Here is a 22,935-nt window from a genome sequence, read left to right as displayed (position 1 = left end):
GCACGAAAGGGCGAACTTTGGCTGAGATGCGGGTCCCATTTCAAGTGACTCGCATTCGGCGAGCGTTACCGACAGACAGACGGAGGCATGCTCATGACCCACCCCCTCAACGGCAAGCGCGTGGCAATCCTGGTGACCGAAGGCTTCGAGCAGGTCGAGCTGACCGGGCCGCAGGAAGCGCTGGAGAAGGCCGGTGCGACAGCCCAGATCGTCTCCGCCAAGAATGGCGAAGTGACCGGCTGGAACCACACCACGCCGGCCAGCAAGTTTCACGTGGACAAGACCTTCGACGACCTCGATATGAATGACTATGACGCCGTGCTGCTGCCCGGTGGGGTGGTCAACTCCGACACCATTCGCACCGACGAAAGCGCACAAAAGCTGGTACGCGACGCCGCCGCGGCGAACAAGCCGATCGCGGTGATCTGTCACGGCGGCTGGCTGCTGATCTCGGCCGGACTGGTCAAGGGCAAGCGCATGACCAGCTGGCCATCGCTTACCGACGACCTGAAGAACGCCGGCGCCGATTGGGTGGACCAGGAGGTGGTGGTGGACGGTCAGCTGATCAGCAGCCGCAAGCCGGATGACATCCCAGCGTTCAGCCAGGCGCTGATTCAAGCCCTGTCCGCCTGACCGGACGATGCGCGGCAGGCGCTGCGAGGAATTTCCGGCAGCGCCGGCGCGCGTGGCCTGCCGCTCGTTTAGAATGCCCGTCTTTTTCCCGGAGCCCCGCCGATGACCCTGCCCAGCCTGCGCCTCAAAGCCAATGCCGATCGCCGCCTGCGCGCCGGCCATCTGTGGGTCTACAGCAACGAGGTGGACACCGCGGCCACGCCGCTGGCGGGCTTCGTTGCCGGGGATCAGGCCGTGCTCGAAGCCGCCGGCGGCAAGCCGCTGGGCATCGTCGGGGTATCGCCGAACAACCTGATCTGCGCGCGCCTGCTGTCACGCGATCTCAAGCACAGCCTGGATAAGTCATTGCTGGTGCATCGCATCCAGGTCGCCCTGTCGCTGCGTGATCGCCTGTTCGATCAGCCGTGCTACCGCCTGATCTATGGCGATTCCGATCTTCTGCCGGGCCTGGTGGTGGATCGCTTCCACGACCATCTGGTGGTGCAGCTGGCGTCGGCCACCATGGAGCGCAACAAGGATGCCGTGCTGGAGGCGTTGGTCCAGGTGCTCAAGCCGCGCGGCGTGCTGTGGAAAAACGACTCCAGCGCCCGCGATGCCGAAGGTCTGGAGCGTTACGTCGATACGGCGTTCGGCGTGGTGCCGGAGTGGGTCGCGCTGGAAGAGAACGGCGTGAAGTTCGAGGCGCCGGTGCTGCAGGGCCAGAAGACCGGCTGGTTCTACGACCACCGCATGAATCGCGCGCGCCTGGCGCCCTACGTGAAGGGCAAGCGCGTACTCGATCTGTTCAGCTACATCGGCGGCTGGGGCGTGCAGGCGGCGGCCTTCGGTGCCAGCGAGGTGTTCTGCGTCGACGCCTCGGCTTTCGCCCTGGATGGCGTGGAGCGCAACGCCGCACTCAACGGCATGGCGGAGAAGATGACCTGCGTCGAGGGTGATGCCTTCGAGGCGATGAAGGAACTGAAGAACGCCGAGGAACGCTTCGACGTGGTCATCACCGACCCGCCGGCCTTCATCAAGCGCAAGAAGGACATCAAGAACGGCGAGGCTGCCTACCGCCGCCTCAACGAAGCCGCGATGCGCCTGCTGAACAAGGACGGCATCCTGGTCAGCGCCAGCTGCTCCATGCACCTGGAAGAAGATCACCTGCAGAACATCCTGCTCGGCAGCGCGCGCCATCTGGACCGCAATATCCAGCAGCTCGAACGCGGCGCCCAGGGTCCGGATCATCCGGTGCACCCGGCGATCCCGGAAACCCGCTACATCAAGAGCCTGACCTGCCGCATCCTGCCCAACAGCTGAGGAACGGCACACGCGCCTACCGTATCGCCATGAAACCTTCGCCCGGCAGTGCGGGCGAAGGTTTCAACGTGCGGTGCTACTCGATGCCCTTGCGCTGATCGCTCCACAACAGGCTGGTGCACAACCCGCAGAAACGTCCGTAGAAGGTGCCACGCGCACTCTCGTCGTCCATCAGGTGATAACGGAACCAGGCCGTCGTCGGTCCGCGATAGGCCCCGCCATCACCCACTGGCTCGAAGTGGCTAACATAGCGCCTTTCCCCCCAGAAGATCGGCACATTGGCGCGGGTATAGACCGGCTGCGCATTCAGATAGGGGATGGCGATCGTGTCGGCACCGCCGGACATCAGGAACATCGGCCCGCGCTGATTGCGCTGCGACGACGAGTCATGGCCAAGACCGATGGTGTACGGCTGGATCGGCGCGGTGACCTTCACGCGATCATCCTGCCCGGCCATGATCGAGCCACCGCCACCCTGGGAATGGCCCGATGTGGCGACGCGTCCGGTGTTCAACACGCCGACGTAGGTGCCGTAGGTGCGATTGCTTTCCTGTACCAGGTAATCGAGGCAGGCCAGCATGTCGCGCCCGGTGCCGGCATTCGAAGTTTCCGCCGCGGCCACCACGAAGCCATGGCTGGCCCAGTGGGTCAGCAGCCCTGAATAAGTCGTCGGCCCGGTGCCGGTACCATTGCCCCAGAGGATGACCGGATGCCTGACGCCATCCTGGCCCAGCGTGCGTGGCCGGTAGATGCGGCAGCTCGGCCCTTCGCTCTGACTGGTGACGGCGTAGGGGCCGGAATTGTCGAAGCTCGAAACCGAGGGGAATGGCGCTCCGGGTGTGTCCGGCAGGGGTGCGGCGACGGCGGTTGCGGATAGGGCCACCAGAGCAGCGGCGCTCAGGTATCGACGTGTGAATTTGTGCATCTGCATTCCTCGTTCTTATCGTTGGTATAAGGACGCCTCGCCCATCATCGGCTGCCCGCTACTCCGCAGAACGCGCACCCATGGCGAGGCGACCGCTCGCTGGCCAGCGGCAAGACAAGGTGCAGTCACCAGCGAAACGGTCGGGTTTGGACTCTAGCGAGCGATCCTCGACCTGCCAGTCAAGTGGACCGGCGGTCATACGCCGAAAAAGGCGGCCGATGCGCAGGCCTCACGCCCGATCCAGCCGCTCCGGGCCGCTGGCATGCGGGGTAGCGCAGGACCGGCAATCGTCCCGCCTGGCCCGGCTGCCGGAACGTGCGTAGAATCGGTGATATCTCGCCATTCACCACACGGCGGACTCTGAGCCCAGGCCCTACGAGCGTCTACCCGCCTCGACCCGGCCCCTTCCGAACGCACGGTCATCCTCCGTTGCATCCGGCACAGGCGTTGCTCACCATACGCATACCTCCGATTACCTGATTAGCCGCAGGAACCGTCATGCCTGATTACCGTTCGAAAACCTCCACGCACGGCCGCAACATGGCCGGCGCCCGCGCGCTGTGGCGCGCCACCGGCATGAAGGATGAAGACTTCAAGAAGCCGATCATCGCCATCGCCAACTCCTTCACCCAGTTCGTGCCCGGCCACGTGCACCTCAAAGACCTGGGCCAGCTGGTCGCCCGCGAGATCGAAAAAGCCGGCGGCGTGGCCAAGGAATTCAACACCATCGCGGTCGACGACGGCATCGCCATGGGCCACGACGGCATGCTCTATTCGCTGCCTTCGCGCGAGATCATCGCCGATTCGGTGGAGTACATGGTCAACGCGCACTGCGCCGATGCCATCGTCTGCATCTCCAACTGCGACAAGATCACCCCCGGCATGCTGATGGCCGCGCTGCGCCTGAACATCCCGGTGGTGTTCGTCTCCGGCGGTCCGATGGAAGCCGGCAAGACCAAGCTGGCCAGCCACGGCCTGGACCTGGTCGACGCCATGGTCATCGCTGCCGATGAAAGCGCCTCGGACGAGAAGGTCGCCGAATACGAGCGCAGCGCCTGTCCGACCTGCGGTAGCTGCTCCGGCATGTTCACTGCCAACTCGATGAACTGCCTGGCCGAAGCCCTTGGCCTCGCCCTGCCCGGCAACGGTTCGACCCTCGCTACGCACAGCGACCGCGAGCAGCTGTTCCTGCGCGCCGGCCGCACCATCGTAGAGCTGTGCCAGCGCTATTACGGCGAGGGCGACGAATCAGTCCTGCCGCGCAACATCGCCAGCCGCCGCGCGTTCGAAAACGCCATGACGCTCGATATCGCCATGGGTGGCTCTACCAACACCATCTTGCATCTGCTGGCAGCGGCTCAGGAAGCCGAGGTCGATTTCGACCTGCGCGCCATCGACGCGCTGTCGCGCAAGGTGCCGCAGCTGTGCAAGGTCGCGCCGAACATCCAGAAATACCACATGGAAGACGTGCACCGCGCCGGCGGGATCTTCTCCATTCTTGGTGAACTGGCCCGTGGCGGCCTGTTGCACACCGACGTGCCCACCGTGCATAGCCGGACGCTTGCCGAAGGCATCGCGCAGTGGGACATCACCCAGACCCAGGACGAAGCGGTGCACACCTTCTTCAAGGCAGGCCCGGCCGGTATTCCGACGCAAACGGCGTTCAGCCAGTCGACCCGCTGGGACAGCCTGGATGACGACCGCGAAAACGGCTGTATCCGCAGCGTCGAGCACGCCTACTCGCAGGAAGGCGGCCTCGCCGTGCTGTACGGCAACATCGCACTGGATGGCTGCGTGGTGAAGACCGCCGGTGTGGACGAATCCATCCACGTCTTCGAAGGCACGGCGAAGATCTACGAAAGCCAGGACAGCGCCGTGAAGGGCATCCTCAATGACGAAGTGAAGGCCGGCGACATCGTCATCATCCGCTACGAAGGCCCGAAGGGCGGCCCAGGCATGCAGGAAATGCTCTACCCGACCTCGTACCTGAAGTCCAAGGGACTGGGCAAGGAGTGCGCCCTGCTCACCGATGGCCGCTTCTCCGGCGGCACGTCGGGCCTGTCCATCGGCCATGCCTCGCCGGAAGCGGCTGCTGGTGGCGCCATCGGCCTGGTGCAGGACGGCGACAAGGTGCTGATCGACATTCCTAACCGCAGCATCCAGCTGCAGGTCAGCGATGAAGAACTGTCCCACCGCCGCATCGAGCAGGACAAGAAAGGCTGGAAACCCGCCCAGCCACGCACCCGCAAAGTGACCACGGCGCTCAAAGCCTACGCCCTGCTCGCCACCAGCGCCGACAAGGGCGCGGTGCGCAACAAGGCGATGCTGGACGGCTGAGTCCAAACGGGCGCCAGCGCCCGGTAGAAAAAGCCGCGATCCCGATGGGGCTCGCGGCTTTTTTTTGCGTAGCGTATTCAGCCGCTAACGCCAAAAAACAAACAGGTAGCTAATCGCAGGTGACTGACGTAGGCAAGACAAGCACGCCGCGGAACACAGTATCCGGGAACGGAATATTGCGCCTAGAGCTCCAGCTTGTAGCCGACACCATAGATCGAGTGGATAAGCTCCTGTTGCGGCGCCACTTGTTCCAACTTGCGCCGCAGGTTCTTTACGTGGCTGTCCACAGTGCGGTCGGTGACCACGCGGTGGTCGTCGTACAGCCGATTCATCAACTGGTCGCGTGAATACACTCGGCCCGGAGTCCCCGCCAGGCAATGCAGCAGGCGAAACTCCACGGGCGTCAGGTCCAGCTCCACCCCTGCGTAGCTGGCACGGTAGGTCGCTGTATCCAACTGCAGGCCGCCGCTAGTCTGCGGTGGTCGGCGGCGCAGGATGGCACGCACGCGCGCCATCACCTCCCGCGGGCTAAAGGGTTTGCAGATGTAGTCGTCGGCACCCAGGTCCAGACCTAGTAGACGGTCTACTTCCTCGACACGCGCAGTGATCAGCATGATCGGAACCTCGCTGAAGCTGCGCAGCTCGCGGCAGATATCCAGGCCGTCGCGGCCGGGCAGCATGATATCGAGCAGGATCAGCTGCGGCTCGGCCGCTCGCACCGCTGGCACCACCGTCAGGCCGTCGTCCAGGCAGGTCACCCGGTGCCCGGCAGCCTGCAGGTAGTCGCGCAGTAGGACGGCCAGCTTGGGTTCATCTTCCACCACCAGGATGTCGGCGGGGTTCAGCTCGTCGTTGTTTAGCATCAGCGTGCTTCCCGCGGCAGACTCAATCGCAACCACAGCCCACCGAGCGGCGAAGGACGAGCTTCCAGTGTGCCGCCGTGAGCCTCGGCAATGCTGTGACAGATCGCCAGCCCCAGCCCCGAGCCGCCGCTGGCCCGACCGCGTGAGGTTTCGCCGCGGAAGAAACGTTCGAACAGGCGTGGCAGGTCGGCTTCGTCCACGCCCGGCGCCGAGTCGAGCCAGTCCAGCAGAATAAGACCGTGCTGCTCTTGCAGGTGGATGCGCAATTGCCCACCTGCTGCGGTGTAGCGCAGGCTGTTCTCCAATAGGTTGCCGAGCAGCTGACGTAGGCGTGCGCTATCGGCAAGTACGGGAATGGCCGTCAGGGGTAACTGCAGTTCCAGGCTCAGGCCCTGTTCCTGGCAACGCTCAGCGGCTCCGCGCAGGCTCTCATGCAGCAGTTCCACCAGATCCAGTGGCTGCTTGCGGTAAGTCAGCGCGCCGACGTCGGCCATCGACAATTCATAAAGGTCATCGACCAGTTGGGTGATCTGGCCTACCTCCTGCTGCAGCGAACGCAGAGAAGCGCGGTCGAGTGTACGGATCCCGTCTTCCAACGCCTCCAGCTCACCGCGCAGCACCGCCAATGGGGTGCGCAGTTCATGGGAGATGTCGGCCATGAACTCGCGGCGCATCTGCTCGTTGCGCTCCAGGGTATGAGCCAGCTGGTTGAAGTCGGCAGCCAACTGGCCGACTTCGTCGTCGCTGCTGACGCTGACCCGCTCGGCGTAATCGCCAGCTGCCAGACGATGAGTCGCCGCCGCCACTTGGCGCACCGGGGCGAGCAGACGGCGCGTCGCCCACCCTGCGATCAGCGCGGCCAGCAGCAGAGAAATCCCTGCGACCACCAGGCTGGCCAGCAACTGATTGCGCAGCAAGCGTTCGCCGCCGACCTCCGTGACGCTCTGGAACGGCGCCATGGCCAACCAGCCAACGGTCTTGCCGTCCACCTCTACAGGCATGCGTACAGCATCAGCACCCATCTCAATAAAGCCCATGACCTTGCGCTGTTGCATATCCAGCAAAGAGATGCGGAACACCGCACCAGTGAGGTCGGAAACCGGCAGATCCCAGGTCGCACCCGCGCGTATCTGGGCATCTTGCGGGTGAATCATGTGGAACCATTCATCGTGATCGTCCCGCAGAAAATCCCAACTGCCGTGGCTGCGATAGGCCTCGCTGAAGCGCGGCAGCACCACGGCCATGCGCTGCTCGGTCAGCTCGTTGATGTAGCCGATAAAGCCGCGCCCAAAGCTCCAGCCACCGGCCACGAACATGGCCAGGGCGACGAACAGGGCTGTACTGAGCACTGCAAGGAAGAGTTTGCGCGACAGGCTGAGTTTCATGATGGACCAGAGCAGCGGGCGAGGCGTTATTAAGGGCGACCACACCGAGGTATTCAACATACCTGCTGCAATCTCCAAATTCTCTGCACATTTGCTCCGCAGCATCTCCAGCCTATGGTCTGCCGTTGGTTGGAGAAAATGATGCTCAGCACGTTCAGTAAAGTCGTGGGTTGCCTCGCTCTGCTCGGGGCGCTTGTGCTCCTGGCTCTGTTTGCTCTGCCGCTGCACGCTCCGACCAAGGTTGATTTCATGCCTGTGTCAGCCGAAGTAGGCGTCATGACCCTGCAACCGCAGACCCAGCGCCTTACCAGCGAATTGCCAGGGCGCACCAAGGCCTGGCTGAGCGCGGAAATTCGCCCGCAGGTCGGCGGCATCGTGCAGCAACGCCTGTTTACCGAAGGTGCGCAAGTAAAGGCCGGCGAGGTGCTCTACGTGATCGACCCGGCTAGCTATCAGGCCGCACTTGATCAGGCCCGTGCTACTACCGCCGAAGCGCTTGCCGCGCTCGACTCGGCACGACTGAAGGCGACTCGTTACGCCGAACTGGTGAAGATCGACGCCATCAGCAAGCAGGACCACGAAGATGCCCAAGCTAGCCTGCAGAGCGCCCAGGCGGTCTATCAAGCGGCCCAGGCCGCAGAGAAAAGCGCGCGCATCAACCTGGCCTACACCCGCATCACGTCACCTATCACTGGGCGTGTAGAAAGCTCCAGCGTCACTCCAGGCGCGCTGGTTACTGCTAGCCAGGATACGCCGCTGACCACAGTTCAGCAGCTCGATCCGCTTTACGTCGACATCACCCAATCCAGCACCGAGGTGCTGCGTCTAAAGCGCGAACTCGCTGCGGGCCGCCTGAGCAAGGCTGGCGACGATGAGGCACGCATTATGCTGCGCCTGGAAGACGGCAGCGAATACAACCACGCTGGGCGTCTGCAGTTCAGCGGTGCAAGCGTTTCGCAAAGCACCGGCAGCGTCACCCTGCGCGCCGTGGTACCCAACCCGGATGGCCTGCTACTGCCGGGCATGTACGTACGCGCCGTGCTTGAGGAAGCGGTGGATAAAAAGGCGCTGCTGGTGCCGCAGCGTGCCGTGACCCGCGGGCACAGCGGCACCACAAGCGTGTTGTTGGCAGTCGATGGCAAGGTCGAACAGCGGCAGATCAACATCGGCCGCAGCGTCGGCAACCAGTGGTGGGTCGACTCGGGGCTCGCTACCGGCGACCAGGTGATAGTCGAGGGCGGACAGAAGGTGCGCGTCGGCGACAGCGTTCGCACGGTCGCCATCGAAATCCCGGTCGCCGCGGCGCCCCTGGCCAGTCACTGAGGAACTCGACATGGCACGCTTCTTCATCGACCGACCTATTTTCGCCTGGGTTATCTCTATCGTCATCATGCTCGCCGGCGGACTGTCCATCAGCCAGCTGCCGCTTGAGCAATACCCGGACATTGCCCCACCGACCATCAATATTTCCGCCACCTACACCGGTGCCTCGGCCAAGACCATCGAAGACTCGGTGACCCAGGTGATCGAACAGCAGATGAAGGGCCTCGATGGCCTGATGTACATGTCCGCCAGCAGCAGTTCGGCCGGTAGCGCCAGTCTCAGTCTGACGTTCGCCGCAGGAACCGATGCCGATGTGGCGCAGATGCAGGTACAGAACAAGCTGCAGCAGGCCGAATCGCGGCTGCCGCAAGCGGTGCAGAACCAAGGCATCACGGTGACCAAGGGCGGCGGCGACTTTCTGATGATCGTCGCCTTCGTGTCGAGCAGTCCGAGCGTAACCAATACCGATATCGGCGACTTTATCGACAGCCAGTTGCTGGACCAGATCAGCCGTGTCGACGGGGTTGGTGAAGTGCAAACATTGGGCTCCGGCTACGCCATGCGTGTCTGGCTGGACCCGGCCAAGCTCGAGCAGTACGCGCTGATGCCGTCAGATGTCAACAGCGCCCTGGAGGCGCAGAACACTGAGGTTTCCGCCGGCCAACTCGGCGCACTGCCAGCCTCGGCCGGGCAGCAGCTGAATGCGACCATCAGTGCACGCAGCAAGCTGCAGACGGTGCAGCAGTTCCGCGACATCGTGCTCAAGAGCGCTAGTGACGGCTCGCTGGTGCTGCTTTCGGACGTCGCTCGGGTCGAACTCGGAAACGAAAGCTACGATGTGGTCACCGCGCTCAACGGCATGCCTTCCGCGGCCATGGGCATCAAGCTGGCTACTGGCGCCAACGCGCTGGACGTGGCCGAGGCAGTCAAGCTCAAGCTCGCCGAGATGCAAGCCAAATTCCCAGACGACATGCAGCTGGAAATGGCCATCCCCTACGACACCACACCCTTCGTCAGCCTATCGATCGAGGCTGTAGTGCAGGCACTGTTCGAAGCGACCGTGCTGGTGGTGTTGATCATGTACCTGTTCCTGCAGAACTGGCGCGCCACCCTGATTCCCGCCATTACAGTGCCCGTGGTATTGCTCGGTACCTTCGGCGTGCTCGCGCTGTTCGGCTACTCGATCAACACCCTGAGCATGTTCGCCATGGTGCTTGCCATCGGCCTGCTCGTGGACGATGCCATCGTTGTGGTGGAGAACGTCGAGCGAGTGATGGCTGAAGAAGGGCTATCACCACTGGAGGCCACGCGAAAGTCGATGAACGAAATCAGCGGCGCACTTGTGGGCATTGCCCTGGTGCTGTCGGCAGTGTTTATCCCAATGGCCTTCTTCGGCGGCTCCACCGGGGAGATCTATCGGCAGTTCTCGGTGACAATCGTCAGCGCCATGCTGCTTTCGGTGCTGGTAGCAATGAGCCTCAGCCCGGCGTTGTGCGCCACTCTGCTCAAGCCGGTCGTCAGGGGCGAGGCGCATAAGGCCCGAGGTTTTTTCGGCTGGTTCAATCGCACATTCGAACGCAGTGCTGCGAGCTACCAACGTGGCGTTGCAAACGTACTGCGACGCGGCTCGCGCATGCTTGTGCTGTATGTACTGGTTCTGGTCGCGCTGGCAGTCGGTTATACAAACCTGCCTGGCGCCTTCCTGCCGGATGAGGACCAGGGCATGTTGATGGCCATGATCCAGCTGCCGGTCGGTGCTACCGACGAGCGCACCCAGGCCGCCACCCAGCAGCTCGTCGAGTACATGCTCACGCAGCCTGAGGTGGATTCACTGGTGACCATCACCGGTATGGGCATGGGCGGCAATGCGCAGAACTCAGGTCGTGCCTTTATCAAGCTGAAAGACTGGAGCCTGCGCGAAGGGACCGAGCAGAGCGCGGCAGCCCTGGCCCGGCGGGCCACCGGCGAACTGTCCGGCTTGCGCGATGCGAGCATCTTCGTGATGCAGCCGCCGGCTATCCGCGGCCTCGGCGACAGTTCCGGCTTCAACCTGCAACTCAAGGACGTCGGTGGCGTAGGCCACGAAGCGTTGGTCGCCGCCCGCGATCAGTTCCTTGCCCTGGCCGCGCAGAGCGACAAGCTGGTGGGCGTGCGCAGCAACGGCCTGGAGGATGCACCCGAATTCCAGATCGCCATCGACGATCGAAAGGCCGGCGCATACGGTCTGACCCCCAGCGATGTCAACAGCACCCTGGGCACCGCCATGGGCGGCAGCTACGTCAATGACTTCGTCTACAACGGTCGGGTGAAAAAGGTCTACGTGCAGGGCGAAATAGAGAGCCGCATGCAGCCCGAACATGTCGGTCGCTGGTACGTACGCAATGAAGCCGACGAAATGGTGCCGTTCAGCGCAATCGCCGGCAGTGCCTGGAGCTTCGCCTCGCCATTGCTGGAGCGCTACAACGGCAACGCCTCAATGGAACTGGTCGGTGACCCTGCAGACGGCGTCAGTTCGGGCGAAGCCATGGACGAAGTCGAGCGGCTGGTCGCTCAACTGCCGTCCGGCATCAGCTACGAGTGGTCCGGGCAGTCCTATCAGGAGCGGCTTTCCGGCTCGCAGGCGCCGCTGCTCTATGCGGTTTCCATCCTGTTCGTGTTTCTTTGCCTGGCAGCCTTGTATGAGAGTTGGTCGGTACCCTTTGCCGTGATGCTGGTGGTGCCGCTCGGGGTGCTCGGCACAGTGCTCGGCAGCTGGCTGGCGGGACAAAGCAACGATGTGTACTTCCAGGTTGGGCTGCTGACCACCGTCGGCATGGCCGCGAGGAACGCCATCCTTATCGTCGAGTTCGCCAAACAGTTGCACGAGCAGGGTCAGGACCTGGTCAGCGCGGCGATGGAAGCCTGTCGTCAGCGTCTACGGCCGATTCTGATGACCTCGCTCACGTTCATGTTCGGCGTGCTACCGCTTGCACTGAGCAGCGGTGCTGGCGCCGGTGGGCGTCAGGCCATTGGAACCGGCGTGCTGGGCGGCATGTTCAGCTCTACGGTGTTGGGCATCTTTTTCGTCCCGCTGTTCTTCGTTCTGGTGTCTGGCCTGGCTGCACGACGCGTGCCGGCTGAGACTGGCACAGGAGTAGAAGCATGATCCGTCCATCTCATCTGACCGCGCTGCTGGCGGCCCTGCTACTGGCAGGCTGCGTAAACCTGGCCCCCGATTATCAGCAACCCGAGGCGCCAATCCCCCAGCAATGGCCGACCCGCGCCGAGCTGGGCAGTGCATCCCCGCAGATCGGCTGGCAAACGTTCTTCCTCGATGCGCGGCTGCGACAGGTCATTGATCAGGCCCTGGCCAACAATCGCGACCTGCGCGTGGCCGCCCTAAATGTCGAGAAGGCCCGGGCCCTGTACCGGGTACAGCGCGCCGAGCAACTGCCGACCATCAATGCCAGCGGCAGCGGTACTCACAGCCGCACCCCAGCCGGTCTGAGCGGCACGGGCGACGCCAGCACCACGCACCAGTACAGCGCTGAACTGGGCCTGAGTGGCTATGAGCTGGACCTGTTCGGGCGTATTCAAAACCTCAGCGATGCCGCTCTGGAAGACTACCTGGCGCTGGAGGAGACCCGGCGCAGCACGCAGATCAGTCTGCTCGCGGAGGTGGCCAATGCCTGGCTGACCCTGGCCGCCGATCGCGATCTGCTCAAGCTGGCCGAGGACACCCTGACCAGCCAGCAGTCCAGCCATGAACTGCAGCAGCGCAGTCATGCTCTGGGCAACACCTCGGGTCTGGTTCTGGCTCAGGCGAAGACAACTGTGGAGTCGGCTCGGGTCGACGTGGCGGCCTACCAGAGCCAGGTGCAGCAGGACCTCAACGCTCTCCAACTGCTGGTGGGTGCCCCCTTGAGCGAGGAGTTATTGCCCAGTGGACTGACCGAAGACAGCGCCGAGCTGCTGGATGTCCCTGCCGACCTGCCCTCCAGCCTGTTGCAACAGCGCCCCGACGTGCTAGCTGCCGAACACGGCTTGAAGTCGGCCAACGCCGATATCGGGGCCGCGCGCGCAGCCTTCTACCCCAGCATCAGCCTGACCACCAGCGCCGGCACCAGCAGTACGGCATTGAGCGGGCTGTTCAAGGGTGGCAGTGGCGCCTGGAGCTTCGCCCCGAGCATCAGCGTGCCGATCTTCGACGCCGGTGCCAACCGCGCCAATCTGCAGGTCGCCGAGCACGAGCTGGACATACAGCACGCCACCTATGAAAAGACCCTGCAGAGCGCCTTCCGCGAGGTGGCCGATGTGCTTGCCGAGCGCGGCACCTTGCGCCAGCGCATGGAGGCGCAACAAGCGCTGACCGAGGCGACGGCCAGAAGCCAGCAACTTGCCGACGCGCTGTATCGCAACGGGGCCAGCAGCTATCTGGATGCCCTGGATGCGCAGCGCGAGCTGTATGCCGCGCAGCAGGACCTGATTAGCCTGCAGCTGACCGAGCAGAGCAACCGTATCGCGCTGTACCGAGTGCTAGGCGGCGGAATCTCCGAATGACGAGACATACAGCCCCCTCTTTCAGTTACCTCCGAGGAACAACAAGATGAATAAAAACCTGATTGCCAGTTTGACCATCGCCTTGCTATTCATTAGCTCGCTGCTATCGGCAGCACCGCAGGGCCACGATGAGATGCGCCAAGGCCGTAACGCGCAGAGCGGTGGCAAAGCCCCCAGCAACCAGTCGCAAAGTCAGAAACAAGGGCAGAGCAAAACAGGACAAACGCCGCAGAAAAGCCCGGCGAAGAGCCACGCCCAGCAACCGCCCAAAGACTTCAGCTCGGTACACCAAGCCTTCCATGAACGTCGTGAACAGATCGGCAGGGGCGGACCGCTCCCGGCCGAGATCAGAATTCAGCAAGGCAAGCCGCTACCCAAGGGATATGGCAAGCGTCTGGATGCCAAGGTGCTGAAAGGATTGCCGCAGTATCAGGGTTACGAGTGGCGTCGGGTCGGCAGCGACATCGTACTGGTCGCGGTAACCACAGGCATCGTCTATACCATTCTGCAGGGGGTGCTGAACTGACGTAACACCGCGATGATCGGCCGCCTGCACCTGAGGATGCCGGCCGAGAGATCACGGCCCTCAAGGCCTGCGCCCTGCTCGCCACCAACGCCGACAAGGGCGCGGTGCGCAACAAGGCGATGCTGGACGGCTGATCACCTGCCGCAGCCGCATGGAAAAGCCCGACCTTGTGTCGGGCTTTTTCATGCGCGCTATTCGGTAATCGCCGGCTCCAGCCGTATGCCGTCGATCTCCAAGGCATTGAAACGCGGCGCCACCACTCGCCAGGCACCGCGCTCGATCTGCTCCTTGAGGGTCTCGCCGTCGAGGGTCTGCTCGTCGGCGCTGCGAAGGTGGCCGATCCAGCGCCAGTTGCCGTTCGCCTCACGCCCCAGCACCGTCACGATCCGCGGCCGCGCACCGCGCAGCAGCAGCACCTCGGACTGGCTGTCGTCATCCAGATCGACGGCAAACAGGGAGCAGTCCTCGTCACAGCCCTGTGTCGCGATGGCCTGTGCCAGCGCGCCACCGGCATCCTCGAGAGGCTCGCCGATCCATGGCACGGGAGCGGTGTTGGCCATGTCGTGCGCGTGTCGCCAGTTCCAGTAGTTGTCCGCGCCGTCCAGTCGTTGCAGGTCCGCCTGCAGTTGCTCCCGACGCGCGTCGGCGACGCCCGGTTGGCTCAGGCGCTGGCGCAGTTTTTCGAGATGGTCGCGACCGGGTTGCCCCAGCTGAAAGCGCAGTGCGCCGAGATCGGTGCGTTCTGCCGGCACCTGCTCGTCGAGCAGGCGCTGGTACTGGTTGGCTGCGCTGAGCTGCAGCGGGCTCAACGGTGGCAGATGCATGAGCAGCAACAGCGCCACTGAAACCAGCGCCAGCAGCGGGTTGCTCCGGCGCAAGCCCGCCAACCAGCCATCCCGCCGTTGCAGCACCGCTGCCATCAGCGCCAGCGCATGCAGCAGGGCAACCAGCGTCGCACCGACCGCCACCACCCGATCAGGCGTGAGTCCGTACTGACCGATCCGCAGCCACAGTGCGTAAACCGCAAGACCAGCCAGAAGCGGCAGGCACAGGGAGCTGGCGTCGACCAGCACGCGCAGCGCACGCGGGTAATGCACCGCCTGCCGGCCATCCTGAATGACGCCGTTGAGCAGGGCGACATGGGCGAACACCATGGCCAGCAGGATCGGCGTCGCGTGGCGCGTTTCCCACAACGGCTGCAGACCGGTGAACGGCAGGCAGACCACGAAAATCAGCAGGATCAGCACCGTCAGCGGCAGCAGGAAGCGACACATCGCCTGCAGCACGTTGCGCAGCGCATCGACCACCTGGCCACGCTCGAGACCGATCCACAGCCCGATGGCGACGACCGTCGCGCTGGCCACCCAGATAAAGCCGGAGGACTCGAACAGCGTTGCGAAAAGCCTGATGCCGACCAGCTTGAACAGGCCGGCCCAGAGCCAGATCAGCAGCCAGAACGCCGCCAGCATAAGCAGCGCCATGAACAGCAGCAGGCCGTTGTTGATGGCATGCCGGTATAACGCGGCGTAGTCGACACGCCAGCGATGACCGATATCCCGCGCCTGGATGAAGGGTGTCAGCACATAGGCCAGGATCAGGTTGCTCCAGAGCAGCAGGGTGCCGACGGTTTCACCCAGGTAATACCAGCGCGGCTGCTCGAACTGCAACGCGAGACCGCCCGCCAGCACGGCCGGCAACGCGGCAGCGGCAAGCACCAGGCGCCAGCGTCCGGCCTCGCGCAGCCCGCCCCAGAGCAGCTGCACCTGCCAGCCGCCAATCACCGTGAAGGCCAGCAGTGCCGAGCACAGAACCCGCCAGCCAGCAGCGTGCGGCCACGCCTCGCTGGCCGCCCAGAGCGCCAAACCCTGGAGCAATCCGACCGCCAGATAGACTTTCAGCGGGCGGGCTTCGCCTGTCAGTTCCATGCACGTTCCTTTTGCCGGTGATGCGCCGTCCGATCGCGGCGGGTTGCAGTGTGCTACCCGCCTGGACGGGCCGCAACGTGGGGGGCGACAGCCCGTGATCAGGTTGCCAATGCCGTGGGCTCGAGCAGCCCAAGGACGTGTTCGGCAATCGCCAGGCAGGCAGTCAGGCCCGGCGATTCGATGCCGAACAGGTTCACCAGGCCGGCGATGCCGTGCTGCGCCGGGCCGTCGATGCGAAAGTCCGCGGCCGCCTCGGCGGGGCCGCTGATCTTCGGGCGGATGCCGGTGTAGGCCGGTTGCAACGAAGCGTCCGGCAACGCCGGCCAATAACGGCGGATCGCGGCGTAGAAGCCCTCGGCCCGTTCAGGCTCGATGCGGTAATCCAGATCCTCCACCCACTGCACGTCCGGGCCGAAACGCGCCTGGCCGGCCAGATCCAGGGTCAGGTGCACGCCGAGGCCGCCGGGCTCGGGTAGCGGATAGACCAGATGGCGAAACGGCGTGCGCCCGCTCAGGCTGAAGTAGCTGCCCTTGGCAAAGTACTGCCGCGGCCGCGCCACCGGGTCCAACCCCAAGGTGTTCGCGGCGAGGATGGGCGCGCCATGCCCGGCACAGTTCACCACGGTGCGGGCCAGCAGCTGCAGCGGATCGGCGCCGCCCACCTCGACCTGCAAGCCTTCGCTGCCAGCCGTGATCGCCGTTACCGGCGCGTTCAGCGCCAGCACCGCGCCGTGGCGCTCGGCATCGCCCAGCAGTGCCAGCATCAGCGCGTGGCTGTCGATGATGCCGGTGCTTGGCGAAAGCAGCCCAGCCACCGCATGTAGCTGCGGTTCCAGCGCCAGCACCTCGTGCCCATCGAGGTACAGCAGGTCGTCGACGCCATTGGCCTGCGCGTGCCGCTGCAATTGCTCCAGCGCAGCGATCTGGGCCTCGTCGGTGGCAACGATCAGCTTGCCGCAGCGGCGATAGGCCACGCCATGGCTGTCGCAGAAATCGTAGAGCTGACGGCGCCCGGCGACGCACAGCCGGCCTTTGAGCGAGCCCTGCGGGTAGTAGATGCCGGCGTGGATGACTTCGCTGTTGCGCGCGCTGGTAGCGGTGCCGAAAGCCGCCTCGGCTTCCAGTATCAGCACCTCGCGCCCAGCCAGCGCCAGCGCGCGTGCCACCGCCAGCCCGACCACTCCCGCACCCACCACCACGCAATCCACTCGATCCATGCCAGACTCCTCGACCCGAGGGTCCCAAGCCTGCCGCAACCACAGCGGCCGGCCAAGGGTCGGATGCCCTAACGATGTCTTTTCAAGGAAAACCGACATGCGCATCGGCCTGATCTCCGACACCCACGGCCTGCTCCGCCCTGAGGCGTTGGCGGCGCTGCAGGGTTGCGCGCAGATCATTCACGCTGGCGATATCGGCAAACCGCAGGTGCTCGACGGGCTGCGCGCCATCGCGCCGCTGGAGGCGATTCGCGGCAATATCGATACGGCTGACTGGTCGCTAGAGCTGCCCGAACGCCTCGACCTGCGCATCGAGGGCCTCACCCTGCACGTGCTGCACGACCTCAAGCAGATGGATATCGATCCGCTCGCCGCCGGCATCGACGTGGTGATCGCCGGCCACTCGCACAAACCGAAGGTCGAGCGGCGCGACGGCGTGCTCTACATCAACCCGGGCAGCGCCGGTCCGCGACGCTTCAGCCTGCCGATCAGCCTGGCGCTGCTGGAGTTGAACGACGGTGATGCACAGGTCGAGCTGATCAGCCTCAGCTGACGCCCATGTAGCGATCGGCGCGGTGATTGATCGCCAGCACCAGATTCAGCGCCACGGCGCCGAGTACCGACAGCAGCACCTTGTCCGCCGGCACGACGAACACCGCGGCCATGACGATCAGCGCGTCGATGCCCATCTGGAAGGTGCCGGCGCGCAGGCCGAAACGCTCCTGCAGGAACAGCGCGAGGATGTTCACCCCACCAAGACTGGCGCGATGGCGGAACAGGATCAGCAGGCCGATGCCGATGGCGAACCCGCCGAACACCGCGGCGTAGACCACATTCAGCTCGGCGAAGCGCACCCATTGCGGGGTCAGTTCGGCGAACAGCGAGACCAGCCCCACCGCGCAGACGGTGCGCAGGGTGAACTGCCAGCCCATGCGCCAGATCGCCAGCGCGTAGAACGGCAGGTTGAGCAGGAAGAACACTGGGCCGAACGACCAGCCGGCCAGGTACTTGAGCAGGAACGCCAGCCCAACGGTGCCGCCGGTAAGCAGCCCGGCATGGCTGTAGAAGGCAATGCCAAGGGCGACCAGTGCGGTGCCGGTAAGCAGCGCCAGACCATCCTCCCACAGCGGGTGGCGGACGAAGATCGCGGCAACGCGCTCGGCTTCCGGGGCGTCGGATTTGTCAGGTTGCATGAGATTTCTCGTTACGACAGCGACGGGCCAGCATAGAAGCTGCGGCCCGCGAAAGATTTGGCGCCGATCAAGCGAAGAGGGTGCCGGTCAGCTCTGTTTTTGCCAGGTTTCGAAACGGTAGCCTGGTGCCTCGCCCTCAGCCGGATGTGGCTGGCTTTCGACGCACTGCCACTCAGCCTCGTCGAAGGCCGGAAAGAATGCATCGCCTTCGGGAGACGCATCGATACGCGTGAGGTACAGCCGCTGCGCCTGCCCCAGCGCCTGGGCGTACAGCTGCGCACCGCCGATCAGCATCAGCTCGTCGACGCCCTGCTCACGCGCCCACTGCTCGGCACGCACCAGCGCGGCATCCAGGTCGGTGAAGGTTTCCGCGCCGTCGAGCTGCAGATCCGCCTGGCGACTGACCACCAGGTTGAGCCGCCCCGGCAGCGGACGGCCGAGCGAATCCCAGGTCTTGCGGCCCATGATGATCGGTTTGCCGAGGGTCATGGCCTTGAAATGCTTGAGATCGGCGGGCAGGTGCCAGGGCATGATGTTGTCACGCCCGATCACGTGCCGCTCAGCGAGAGCAGCGATCATGGCGAGGGGAAGGCGGGTCTGATTCATGGCGGCGAGAATATCAGAGGGCCGTGTCTTCCTGCAGCGCTGTTGGCCACATTGAGTCGAACAGAAATCGCAGCGTCAGCCGTTCGTCGGCTTCATCGCCTTGCAATACAAGCGGCACCGCAGCGTCAACGTCCGGTCATGCAAGTGCCTCAGGCTGTGACATCCAAACCGAGGAGATGCCGAAATGGCCCGCAAGACCACCGCTCCCCTTCGCCGCTGGCTCACCGCCTGCACCCTGCTGCTTCCACTGGCCGGCTTCGCTGCGGCGGATGAACACGCCGCGAAACACCAGGCCGCGCGCGGCGAGCCGACCCCGCTGGTGATCGCCCACCGCGGCGCCAGCGGCTACCTGCCTGAGCACACCCTGGCCGCCTATGCGCTGGCCGTTTTCCAGGGCGCCGACTATATCGAGCCGGACCTGGTGATGACCCGCGACGGCCAGATCGTCGCCCGACACGACAACGAACTGGGCCTGACCACCGACGTCTCGCAGCGCCCCGAGTTTGCCGATCGCAAGCGCACCCAGCAGGTCGATGGCGCGACCCTTACCGGCTGGTTCAGCGAAGACTTCACCCTCGCCGAACTGAAGACCCTGCGCGCCATCGAGCGCATCCCGGATATTCGCCCAGGTAACGCACGCCTCGACGGCAGCCTGGAAATCCCGACCCTGCAGGAGATCATCGACCTGGTGAAAACCCTGCAGCTCAGTCAGGGCCGGCGCATCGGCCTGTACCCGGAAACCAAGCATCCGACGCACTTCCAGCAGCTCGGCCTGGCGATGGAAAAGCCGCTGGTGCGCATCCTCACCCGCAACGGCTACGTCGGGCGGCAGGCGCCGGTGTATATCCAGTCGTTCGAAGTGGACAACCTCAAGACCCTCAGCCGCCTGACCCAGCTGCGCCTGGTGCAGCTGTTCAGCTCCGGCCAGCCGTACGACCAGCAGGTGCGCGGCAGCAAGCTGACCTATGCGCAGATGGCCACGCCGGCCGGGCTCAAGGACATCTCCCGCTACGCCGCCGGCGTCGGTCCGGAGAAGAGCTACATCATCCCGCGTGATGCCAACGGCAACCTCGGCACGCCGACCGGCTTCGTCGCCGCCGCCCATGCCGTCGGCCTCAAGGTCCACCCGTACACCTTCCGCGCCGAGAACGCCTTCCTGCCGGCCAATCTGCGCAGCAGCGACAAGCGCCACGAGCGTGGCGACAGCGAAGCGGAGATTCGTGCCTTCCTCGACGCCGGGATCGACGGTCTGTTCATCGACCAGCCGGACATCGCCGTGCGCGTACGCAACGTCGACTGACGGCCACAGCGGGGAGCCGCAACGACTCCCCGTTTTCCCGTTCCCCACGGCAGCGGTTATCCTCAGGGCACGACCCGCCAGCGAGATGCCGTGTGATAGCCCGCCCCGCCCCTGATCTCGATACGCTCGACCGCCTCTGGCTGACCGAAGCCGTGCGCCTGCGCGAAGAGCATGCCGGGCCGCTGGAGGATGACGAAGCCAACCGCCAGGCCCGCGCCCAAGGCGGCGATCTCCCCATGCTGATCGAGCAGCGTGCACTCTGGCTGGCGCGCCGTGACGGGCTGGTCGAAGCGCTCCTGCACTGGCATCAGGGCGCACGCCTGGGTGGCTTCGTGCTGGCGCTGCTGGCGGTCTTCACCGGTGCCGGCCTGGCCTTCACCGCGCTCGGCGACGGGCAGCGACCGGTCAACGTATTCTGGGCGCTCGGCAGCCTGCTTGGGCTGAATCTGCTGACCCTGCTCGGCTGGCTGCTCGGCCTGCTTTTCGCGCGCGACAGTGGCGGTGCGTTGGGACGCTTGTGGCTTTGGCTGAGCGAAAAACTCGCCCGCGATGCCAGCGCCGCGCAGCTGGCGCCGGCCTTGCTAACCATCCTGCACCGACATCGGCTGGGCCGCTGGCTGTTGGGCGTCGGCGTACACGGCCTCTGGCTGCTGGCCATGGCCAGCGCCCTGCTTACCTTGCTCGCCCTGCTGGCAACGCGGCGCTATGGCTTCGTCTGGGAGACCACCATTCTCGGTGAAAGCGCCTTCGTCGGCCTGACCCAGGCCCTGGGCGCGCTGCCGGCACTGCTCGGCTTCAGCGTGCCGGATGCCGGGCAGATCCGCGCCAGCGGCGCACTCGGCGGTGATCTGGAAGGTGCCCGCCAGCTCTGGGCCGGCTGGCTGGTTGGCGTGCTGCTGATCTACGGGCTGCTGCCGCGACTGCTATTGGCCGGCTTCAGCCTGTGGCGCTGGCGCCGCGGCCGTGCCGCGTTGAAGCTCGACCTGAACCTGCCGGCCTATCGTCTGCTCCGCGAACGCCTGCAGCCGCCGAGTGAGCGGCTAGGCATCAGTGATGCGGCACCGGCCCTGCTGCACGCGCCGAGCGCCGGCGCTCAGCTCGACGGCAGCGAGGGCGCCGTACTGGTGGCCATCGAGCTGGACGGCAGTCGCCCCTGGCCACCGGCTCTGTCCAAGGGCATCGCCGATGCCGGCATCCTCGACGACCGCGAGGGGCGCCGGCGCCTGCTCGATCAGCTCACCCGCTTTCCACCGGCGCGCCTGGCCATCGCCTGTGACCCCCGACGCTCGCCGGATCGCGGCACCCTGGCGCTGATCGGCGAGCTGTCGCGCTGCGCCGCAGCCACTCGCGTCTGGCTGCTGCAGGCGCCGCCGGGCGAGGCGCTGGACAGCGCGCGTCTGGATGACTGGCACCAGGCACTGGACAGCCTTGGCCTTCCCCACTCAAGCGCTGCGCCTCTGGGCTGGCTGGAGAGCGGACATGACTGAAGCCCTGAAGCTCGCAGTGGTCGGCCATACCAATGTCGGCAAGACCTCGCTGCTGCGCACCCTGACCCGCGACATCGGCTTCGGTGAGGTCTCGCACCGGCCGAGCACCACCCGCCACGTCGAGGGTGCGCGGCTGTCGGTGGACGGCGAGCCGCTGCTGGAGCTCTACGACACCCCCGGCCTGGAAGATGCCATCGCCCTGCTCGACTACCTCGAACGGCTGGAGCGCCCCGGTGAGCGCCTCGACGGCCCGGCACGCACCGCGCGCTTTCTCGACGGCAGCGAGGCACGCCAGCGCTTCGAGCAGGAAGCCAAGGTGCTGCGTCAGCTGCTGGCCAGCGACGCCGGGCTCTACGTGATCGACGCCCGTGAGCCGGTGCTGGCCAAGTACAAGGACGAGCTGGCGGTGCTCGCCGGCTGCGGCAAGCCGCTGTTGCCGGTGCTCAACTTCGTCGCCCAGCCGGGGCACCGCGACGAGGAATGGCGTCAGGCCCTGGCCCGCCTCGGCCTGCATGCACTTGTGCGCTTCGACAGCGTGGCGCCACCCGTGGACGGTGAGCGCCGGCTGTACGAAAGCCTGGCGCTGCTGCTGGAACAGGCGCGCCCCAAGCTGCAGCGGCTGATCGAGGATCACGAGGCCCAGGCTGCCGCACGCCTGGCCAGCGGCCAGCGACTGATCGCCGAACTGCTGGTGGATGTCGCCGCCTGCCGACGCAGCGTGGCCGCACAGCCGGAACTGGAGCGCGGCGCCATTCGTGAATTGCACGATGCCGTGCGCCGCCGCGAGCAGCGCTGCGTCGAGGCGCTGCTGCGCCTGTATGCCTTTCGCCAGGACGATGCAGCGGCCAGTGATCTGCCGCTGCTCGACGGGCGCTGGGGCGACGACCTGTTCAACCCCGAGACCCTCAAGCAGCTGGGCGTGAAGATCGGCGGCGGCATGGCCGCAGGTGCCGCGGCCGGTGCCGGGGTCGACCTGATGGTCGGCGGCATCACCCTCGGCGCCGCGGCGCTGCTCGGCGCCATTGCCGGCGGCGGCGCGCAGACCGCGCGGCACTATGGCAATCGCCTGCTCGGCAAGCTCAAGGGGCAGCGCGAGCTGAGCGTCGACGACGCCGTACTGCGCCTGCTCGCCCTGCGCCAGCGTCAACTGCTGGCCGTGCTCGCGACTCGGGGGCACGCCGCCACCGAGGCGATCCGCCTGGCCACGCCGCAGGATCAGGGCTGGCGCGAGGGCAAGCTGCCCGAAGCCCTGCAACGCTGTCGCGCGCATCCCGAGTGGTCCTCGCTCAACCCCGGCGCCCGCCTGCAGGATGGCGAGCGCCAGACGGCGCTGGACGAGCTGCAGACCGAACTGCGGCAGGGCTGACCAGCCTGTCG

The 22,935-nt window shown here is 65.2% G+C and carries 18 protein-coding genes and 1 pseudogene; 12 read left to right on the top strand and 7 right to left on the bottom strand.

Going from position 1 to position 22,935, the window contains the following annotated elements; all coding sequences use genetic code 11:
- Positions 1-93: 93 nt before the first annotated feature.
- Complete coding sequence (locus tag LLJ08_RS01240) at positions 94-633, top strand: type 1 glutamine amidotransferase domain-containing protein (protein ID WP_228208006.1); 540 nt, start codon at positions 94-96, stop codon at positions 631-633.
- Between the two features lie 102 nt (positions 634-735).
- Positions 736-1,932 (top strand): class I SAM-dependent rRNA methyltransferase, encoded by a 1,197-nt coding sequence (locus tag LLJ08_RS01235; RefSeq protein WP_228208005.1) that lies wholly within the window; start codon positions 736-738, stop codon positions 1,930-1,932.
- A gap of 76 nt (positions 1,933-2,008) precedes the next feature.
- Here the strand turns inward: LLJ08_RS01235 and LLJ08_RS01230 are convergent, their stop codons facing one another.
- Positions 2,009-2,857: a poly(ethylene terephthalate) hydrolase family protein gene (locus tag LLJ08_RS01230; protein ID WP_228208004.1), complete on the bottom strand. Its 849-nt coding sequence runs from the start codon at positions 2,855-2,857 to the stop codon at positions 2,009-2,011.
- 498 nt (positions 2,858-3,355) lie between these two features.
- On the opposite strand from LLJ08_RS01230, the gene ilvD reads away from it, so the two are divergent.
- Positions 3,356-5,194: a dihydroxy-acid dehydratase gene (gene ilvD, locus LLJ08_RS01225; protein ID WP_228208003.1), complete on the top strand. Its 1,839-nt coding sequence runs from the start codon at positions 3,356-3,358 to the stop codon at positions 5,192-5,194.
- A gap of 182 nt (positions 5,195-5,376) precedes the next feature.
- Here the strand turns inward: ilvD and LLJ08_RS01220 are convergent, their stop codons facing one another.
- On the bottom strand, positions 5,377-6,057 hold the full coding sequence (locus LLJ08_RS01220; protein WP_228208002.1) for a response regulator: 681 nt from the start codon (positions 6,055-6,057) through the stop codon (positions 5,377-5,379).
- On the bottom strand, positions 6,057-7,442 hold the full coding sequence (locus LLJ08_RS01215; protein WP_228208001.1) for an ATP-binding protein: 1,386 nt from the start codon (positions 7,440-7,442) through the stop codon (positions 6,057-6,059). The genes LLJ08_RS01220 and LLJ08_RS01215 overlap by 1 nt, the downstream gene beginning before the upstream one ends.
- Before the next feature lie 138 nt (positions 7,443-7,580).
- On the opposite strand from LLJ08_RS01215, the gene LLJ08_RS01210 reads away from it, so the two are divergent.
- The 5 genes and pseudogenes from LLJ08_RS01210 to LLJ08_RS21055 all read left to right on the top strand — a co-directional run.
- Positions 7,581-8,765, top strand: a complete 1,185-nt coding sequence (locus LLJ08_RS01210) for an efflux RND transporter periplasmic adaptor subunit (RefSeq protein WP_336512824.1) — start codon at positions 7,581-7,583, stop codon at positions 8,763-8,765.
- 10 nt (positions 8,766-8,775) lie between these two features.
- Positions 8,776-11,910, top strand: coding sequence for an efflux RND transporter permease subunit (locus LLJ08_RS01205; RefSeq protein ID WP_228207999.1), 3,135 nt, complete (start codon positions 8,776-8,778; stop codon positions 11,908-11,910).
- A complete protein-coding gene (locus LLJ08_RS01200) occupies positions 11,907-13,304 on the top strand; it encodes an efflux transporter outer membrane subunit (protein WP_272877191.1) in 1,398 nt (465 codons plus the stop codon). Before LLJ08_RS01205 ends, LLJ08_RS01200 begins: the two co-directional genes overlap by 4 nt.
- A 46-nt stretch (positions 13,305-13,350) precedes the next feature.
- Entirely contained in the window at positions 13,351-13,830 is a 480-nt protein-coding gene (locus tag LLJ08_RS01195) for an anti-virulence regulator CigR family protein (protein WP_228207998.1), read from the top strand.
- A 44-nt stretch (positions 13,831-13,874) separates the two neighbouring features.
- Positions 13,875-13,964, top strand: a pseudogene (locus LLJ08_RS21055) (hypothetical protein); the annotation flags it as partial.
- Between the two features lie 57 nt (positions 13,965-14,021).
- Here the strand turns inward: LLJ08_RS21055 and LLJ08_RS01190 are convergent.
- Both LLJ08_RS01190 and LLJ08_RS01185 read right to left on the bottom strand, forming a co-directional pair.
- Complete coding sequence (locus LLJ08_RS01190) at positions 14,022-15,755, bottom strand: DUF4153 domain-containing protein (protein WP_228207997.1); 1,734 nt, start codon at positions 15,753-15,755, stop codon at positions 14,022-14,024.
- Between the two features lie 98 nt (positions 15,756-15,853).
- Complete coding sequence (locus tag LLJ08_RS01185) at positions 15,854-16,972, bottom strand: NAD(P)/FAD-dependent oxidoreductase (protein ID WP_228207996.1); 1,119 nt, start codon at positions 16,970-16,972, stop codon at positions 15,854-15,856.
- A 97-nt stretch (positions 16,973-17,069) separates the two neighbouring features.
- On the opposite strand from LLJ08_RS01185, the gene LLJ08_RS01180 reads away from it, so the two are divergent.
- A complete protein-coding gene (locus LLJ08_RS01180) occupies positions 17,070-17,525 on the top strand; it encodes a metallophosphoesterase family protein (protein ID WP_228207995.1) in 456 nt (151 codons plus the stop codon).
- On the opposite strand, the gene LLJ08_RS01175 is transcribed toward LLJ08_RS01180, so the two are convergent.
- The gene (locus LLJ08_RS01175; protein WP_014818699.1) at positions 17,518-18,165 is read right to left on the bottom strand and encodes a YitT family protein; all 648 of its coding nucleotides are present in this window, start codon (positions 18,163-18,165) and stop codon (positions 17,518-17,520) included. The two genes, LLJ08_RS01180 and LLJ08_RS01175, sit on opposite strands and share 8 nt — an antisense overlap.
- Positions 18,166-18,252: 87 nt before the next feature.
- On the bottom strand, positions 18,253-18,771 hold the full coding sequence (locus LLJ08_RS01170) for a dihydrofolate reductase (protein ID WP_228207994.1): 519 nt from the start codon (positions 18,769-18,771) through the stop codon (positions 18,253-18,255).
- 184 nt (positions 18,772-18,955) lie between these two features.
- On the opposite strand from LLJ08_RS01170, the gene LLJ08_RS01165 reads away from it, so the two are divergent.
- The 3 genes from LLJ08_RS01165 (at position 18,956) to LLJ08_RS01155 (ending at position 22,924) form a co-directional block, all read left to right on the top strand.
- Positions 18,956-20,071, top strand: coding sequence for a glycerophosphodiester phosphodiesterase (locus LLJ08_RS01165; protein WP_228207993.1), 1,116 nt, complete (start codon positions 18,956-18,958; stop codon positions 20,069-20,071).
- 92 nt (positions 20,072-20,163) lie between these two features.
- A complete protein-coding gene (locus LLJ08_RS01160; protein ID WP_228207992.1) occupies positions 20,164-21,558 on the top strand; it encodes a DUF2868 domain-containing protein in 1,395 nt (464 codons plus the stop codon).
- Positions 21,551-22,924, top strand: coding sequence for a DUF3482 domain-containing protein (locus LLJ08_RS01155; RefSeq protein WP_014598033.1), 1,374 nt, complete (start codon positions 21,551-21,553; stop codon positions 22,922-22,924). Before LLJ08_RS01160 ends, LLJ08_RS01155 begins: the two co-directional genes overlap by 8 nt.
- The last annotated feature ends 11 nt before the right edge of the window (positions 22,925-22,935 follow it).

The sequence above is a fragment of the Stutzerimonas chloritidismutans genome (genome assembly GCF_020783375.1).
GTDB classification, from domain to species: Bacteria; Pseudomonadota; Gammaproteobacteria; order Pseudomonadales; family Pseudomonadaceae; genus Stutzerimonas; species Stutzerimonas kunmingensis.
Note: the sequence above shows the minus strand (reverse complement) of the source record. Positions and strands in the feature narration are given on the sequence as shown.

What these genes read in the sequence shown, in the direction of transcription:
- LLJ08_RS01175 (WP_014818699.1), bottom strand. Translation starts at nt 18,165, where the DNA reads ATGCAACCTGACAAATCCGACGCCCCGGAAGCCGAGCGCGTTGCCGCG.
- LLJ08_RS01240 (WP_228208006.1), top strand. Translation starts at nt 94, where the DNA reads ATGACCCACCCCCTCAACGGCAAGCGCGTGGCAATCCTGGTGACCGAA.
- LLJ08_RS01195 (WP_228207998.1), top strand. Translation starts at nt 13,351, where the DNA reads ATGAATAAAAACCTGATTGCCAGTTTGACCATCGCCTTGCTATTCATT.
- LLJ08_RS01215 (WP_228208001.1), bottom strand. Translation starts at nt 7,442, where the DNA reads ATGAAACTCAGCCTGTCGCGCAAACTCTTCCTTGCAGTGCTCAGTACA.
- LLJ08_RS01205 (WP_228207999.1), top strand. Translation starts at nt 8,776, where the DNA reads ATGGCACGCTTCTTCATCGACCGACCTATTTTCGCCTGGGTTATCTCT.
- LLJ08_RS01235 (WP_228208005.1), top strand. Translation starts at nt 736, where the DNA reads ATGACCCTGCCCAGCCTGCGCCTCAAAGCCAATGCCGATCGCCGCCTG.
- LLJ08_RS01165 (WP_228207993.1), top strand. Translation starts at nt 18,956, where the DNA reads ATGGCCCGCAAGACCACCGCTCCCCTTCGCCGCTGGCTCACCGCCTGC.
- LLJ08_RS01180 (WP_228207995.1), top strand. Translation starts at nt 17,070, where the DNA reads ATGCGCATCGGCCTGATCTCCGACACCCACGGCCTGCTCCGCCCTGAG.
- LLJ08_RS01190 (WP_228207997.1), bottom strand. Translation starts at nt 15,755, where the DNA reads ATGGAACTGACAGGCGAAGCCCGCCCGCTGAAAGTCTATCTGGCGGTC.
- LLJ08_RS01170 (WP_228207994.1), bottom strand. Translation starts at nt 18,771, where the DNA reads ATGAATCAGACCCGCCTTCCCCTCGCCATGATCGCTGCTCTCGCTGAG.
- LLJ08_RS01210 (WP_336512824.1), top strand. Translation starts at nt 7,581, where the DNA reads ATGATGCTCAGCACGTTCAGTAAAGTCGTGGGTTGCCTCGCTCTGCTC.
- LLJ08_RS01220 (WP_228208002.1), bottom strand. Translation starts at nt 6,057, where the DNA reads ATGCTAAACAACGACGAGCTGAACCCCGCCGACATCCTGGTGGTGGAA.
- LLJ08_RS01230 (WP_228208004.1), bottom strand. Translation starts at nt 2,857, where the DNA reads ATGCACAAATTCACACGTCGATACCTGAGCGCCGCTGCTCTGGTGGCC.
- LLJ08_RS01200 (WP_272877191.1), top strand. Translation starts at nt 11,907, where the DNA reads ATGATCCGTCCATCTCATCTGACCGCGCTGCTGGCGGCCCTGCTACTG.
- LLJ08_RS01185 (WP_228207996.1), bottom strand. Translation starts at nt 16,972, where the DNA reads ATGGATCGAGTGGATTGCGTGGTGGTGGGTGCGGGAGTGGTCGGGCTG.
- ilvD (WP_228208003.1), top strand. Translation starts at nt 3,356, where the DNA reads ATGCCTGATTACCGTTCGAAAACCTCCACGCACGGCCGCAACATGGCC.
- LLJ08_RS01155 (WP_014598033.1), top strand. Translation starts at nt 21,551, where the DNA reads ATGACTGAAGCCCTGAAGCTCGCAGTGGTCGGCCATACCAATGTCGGC.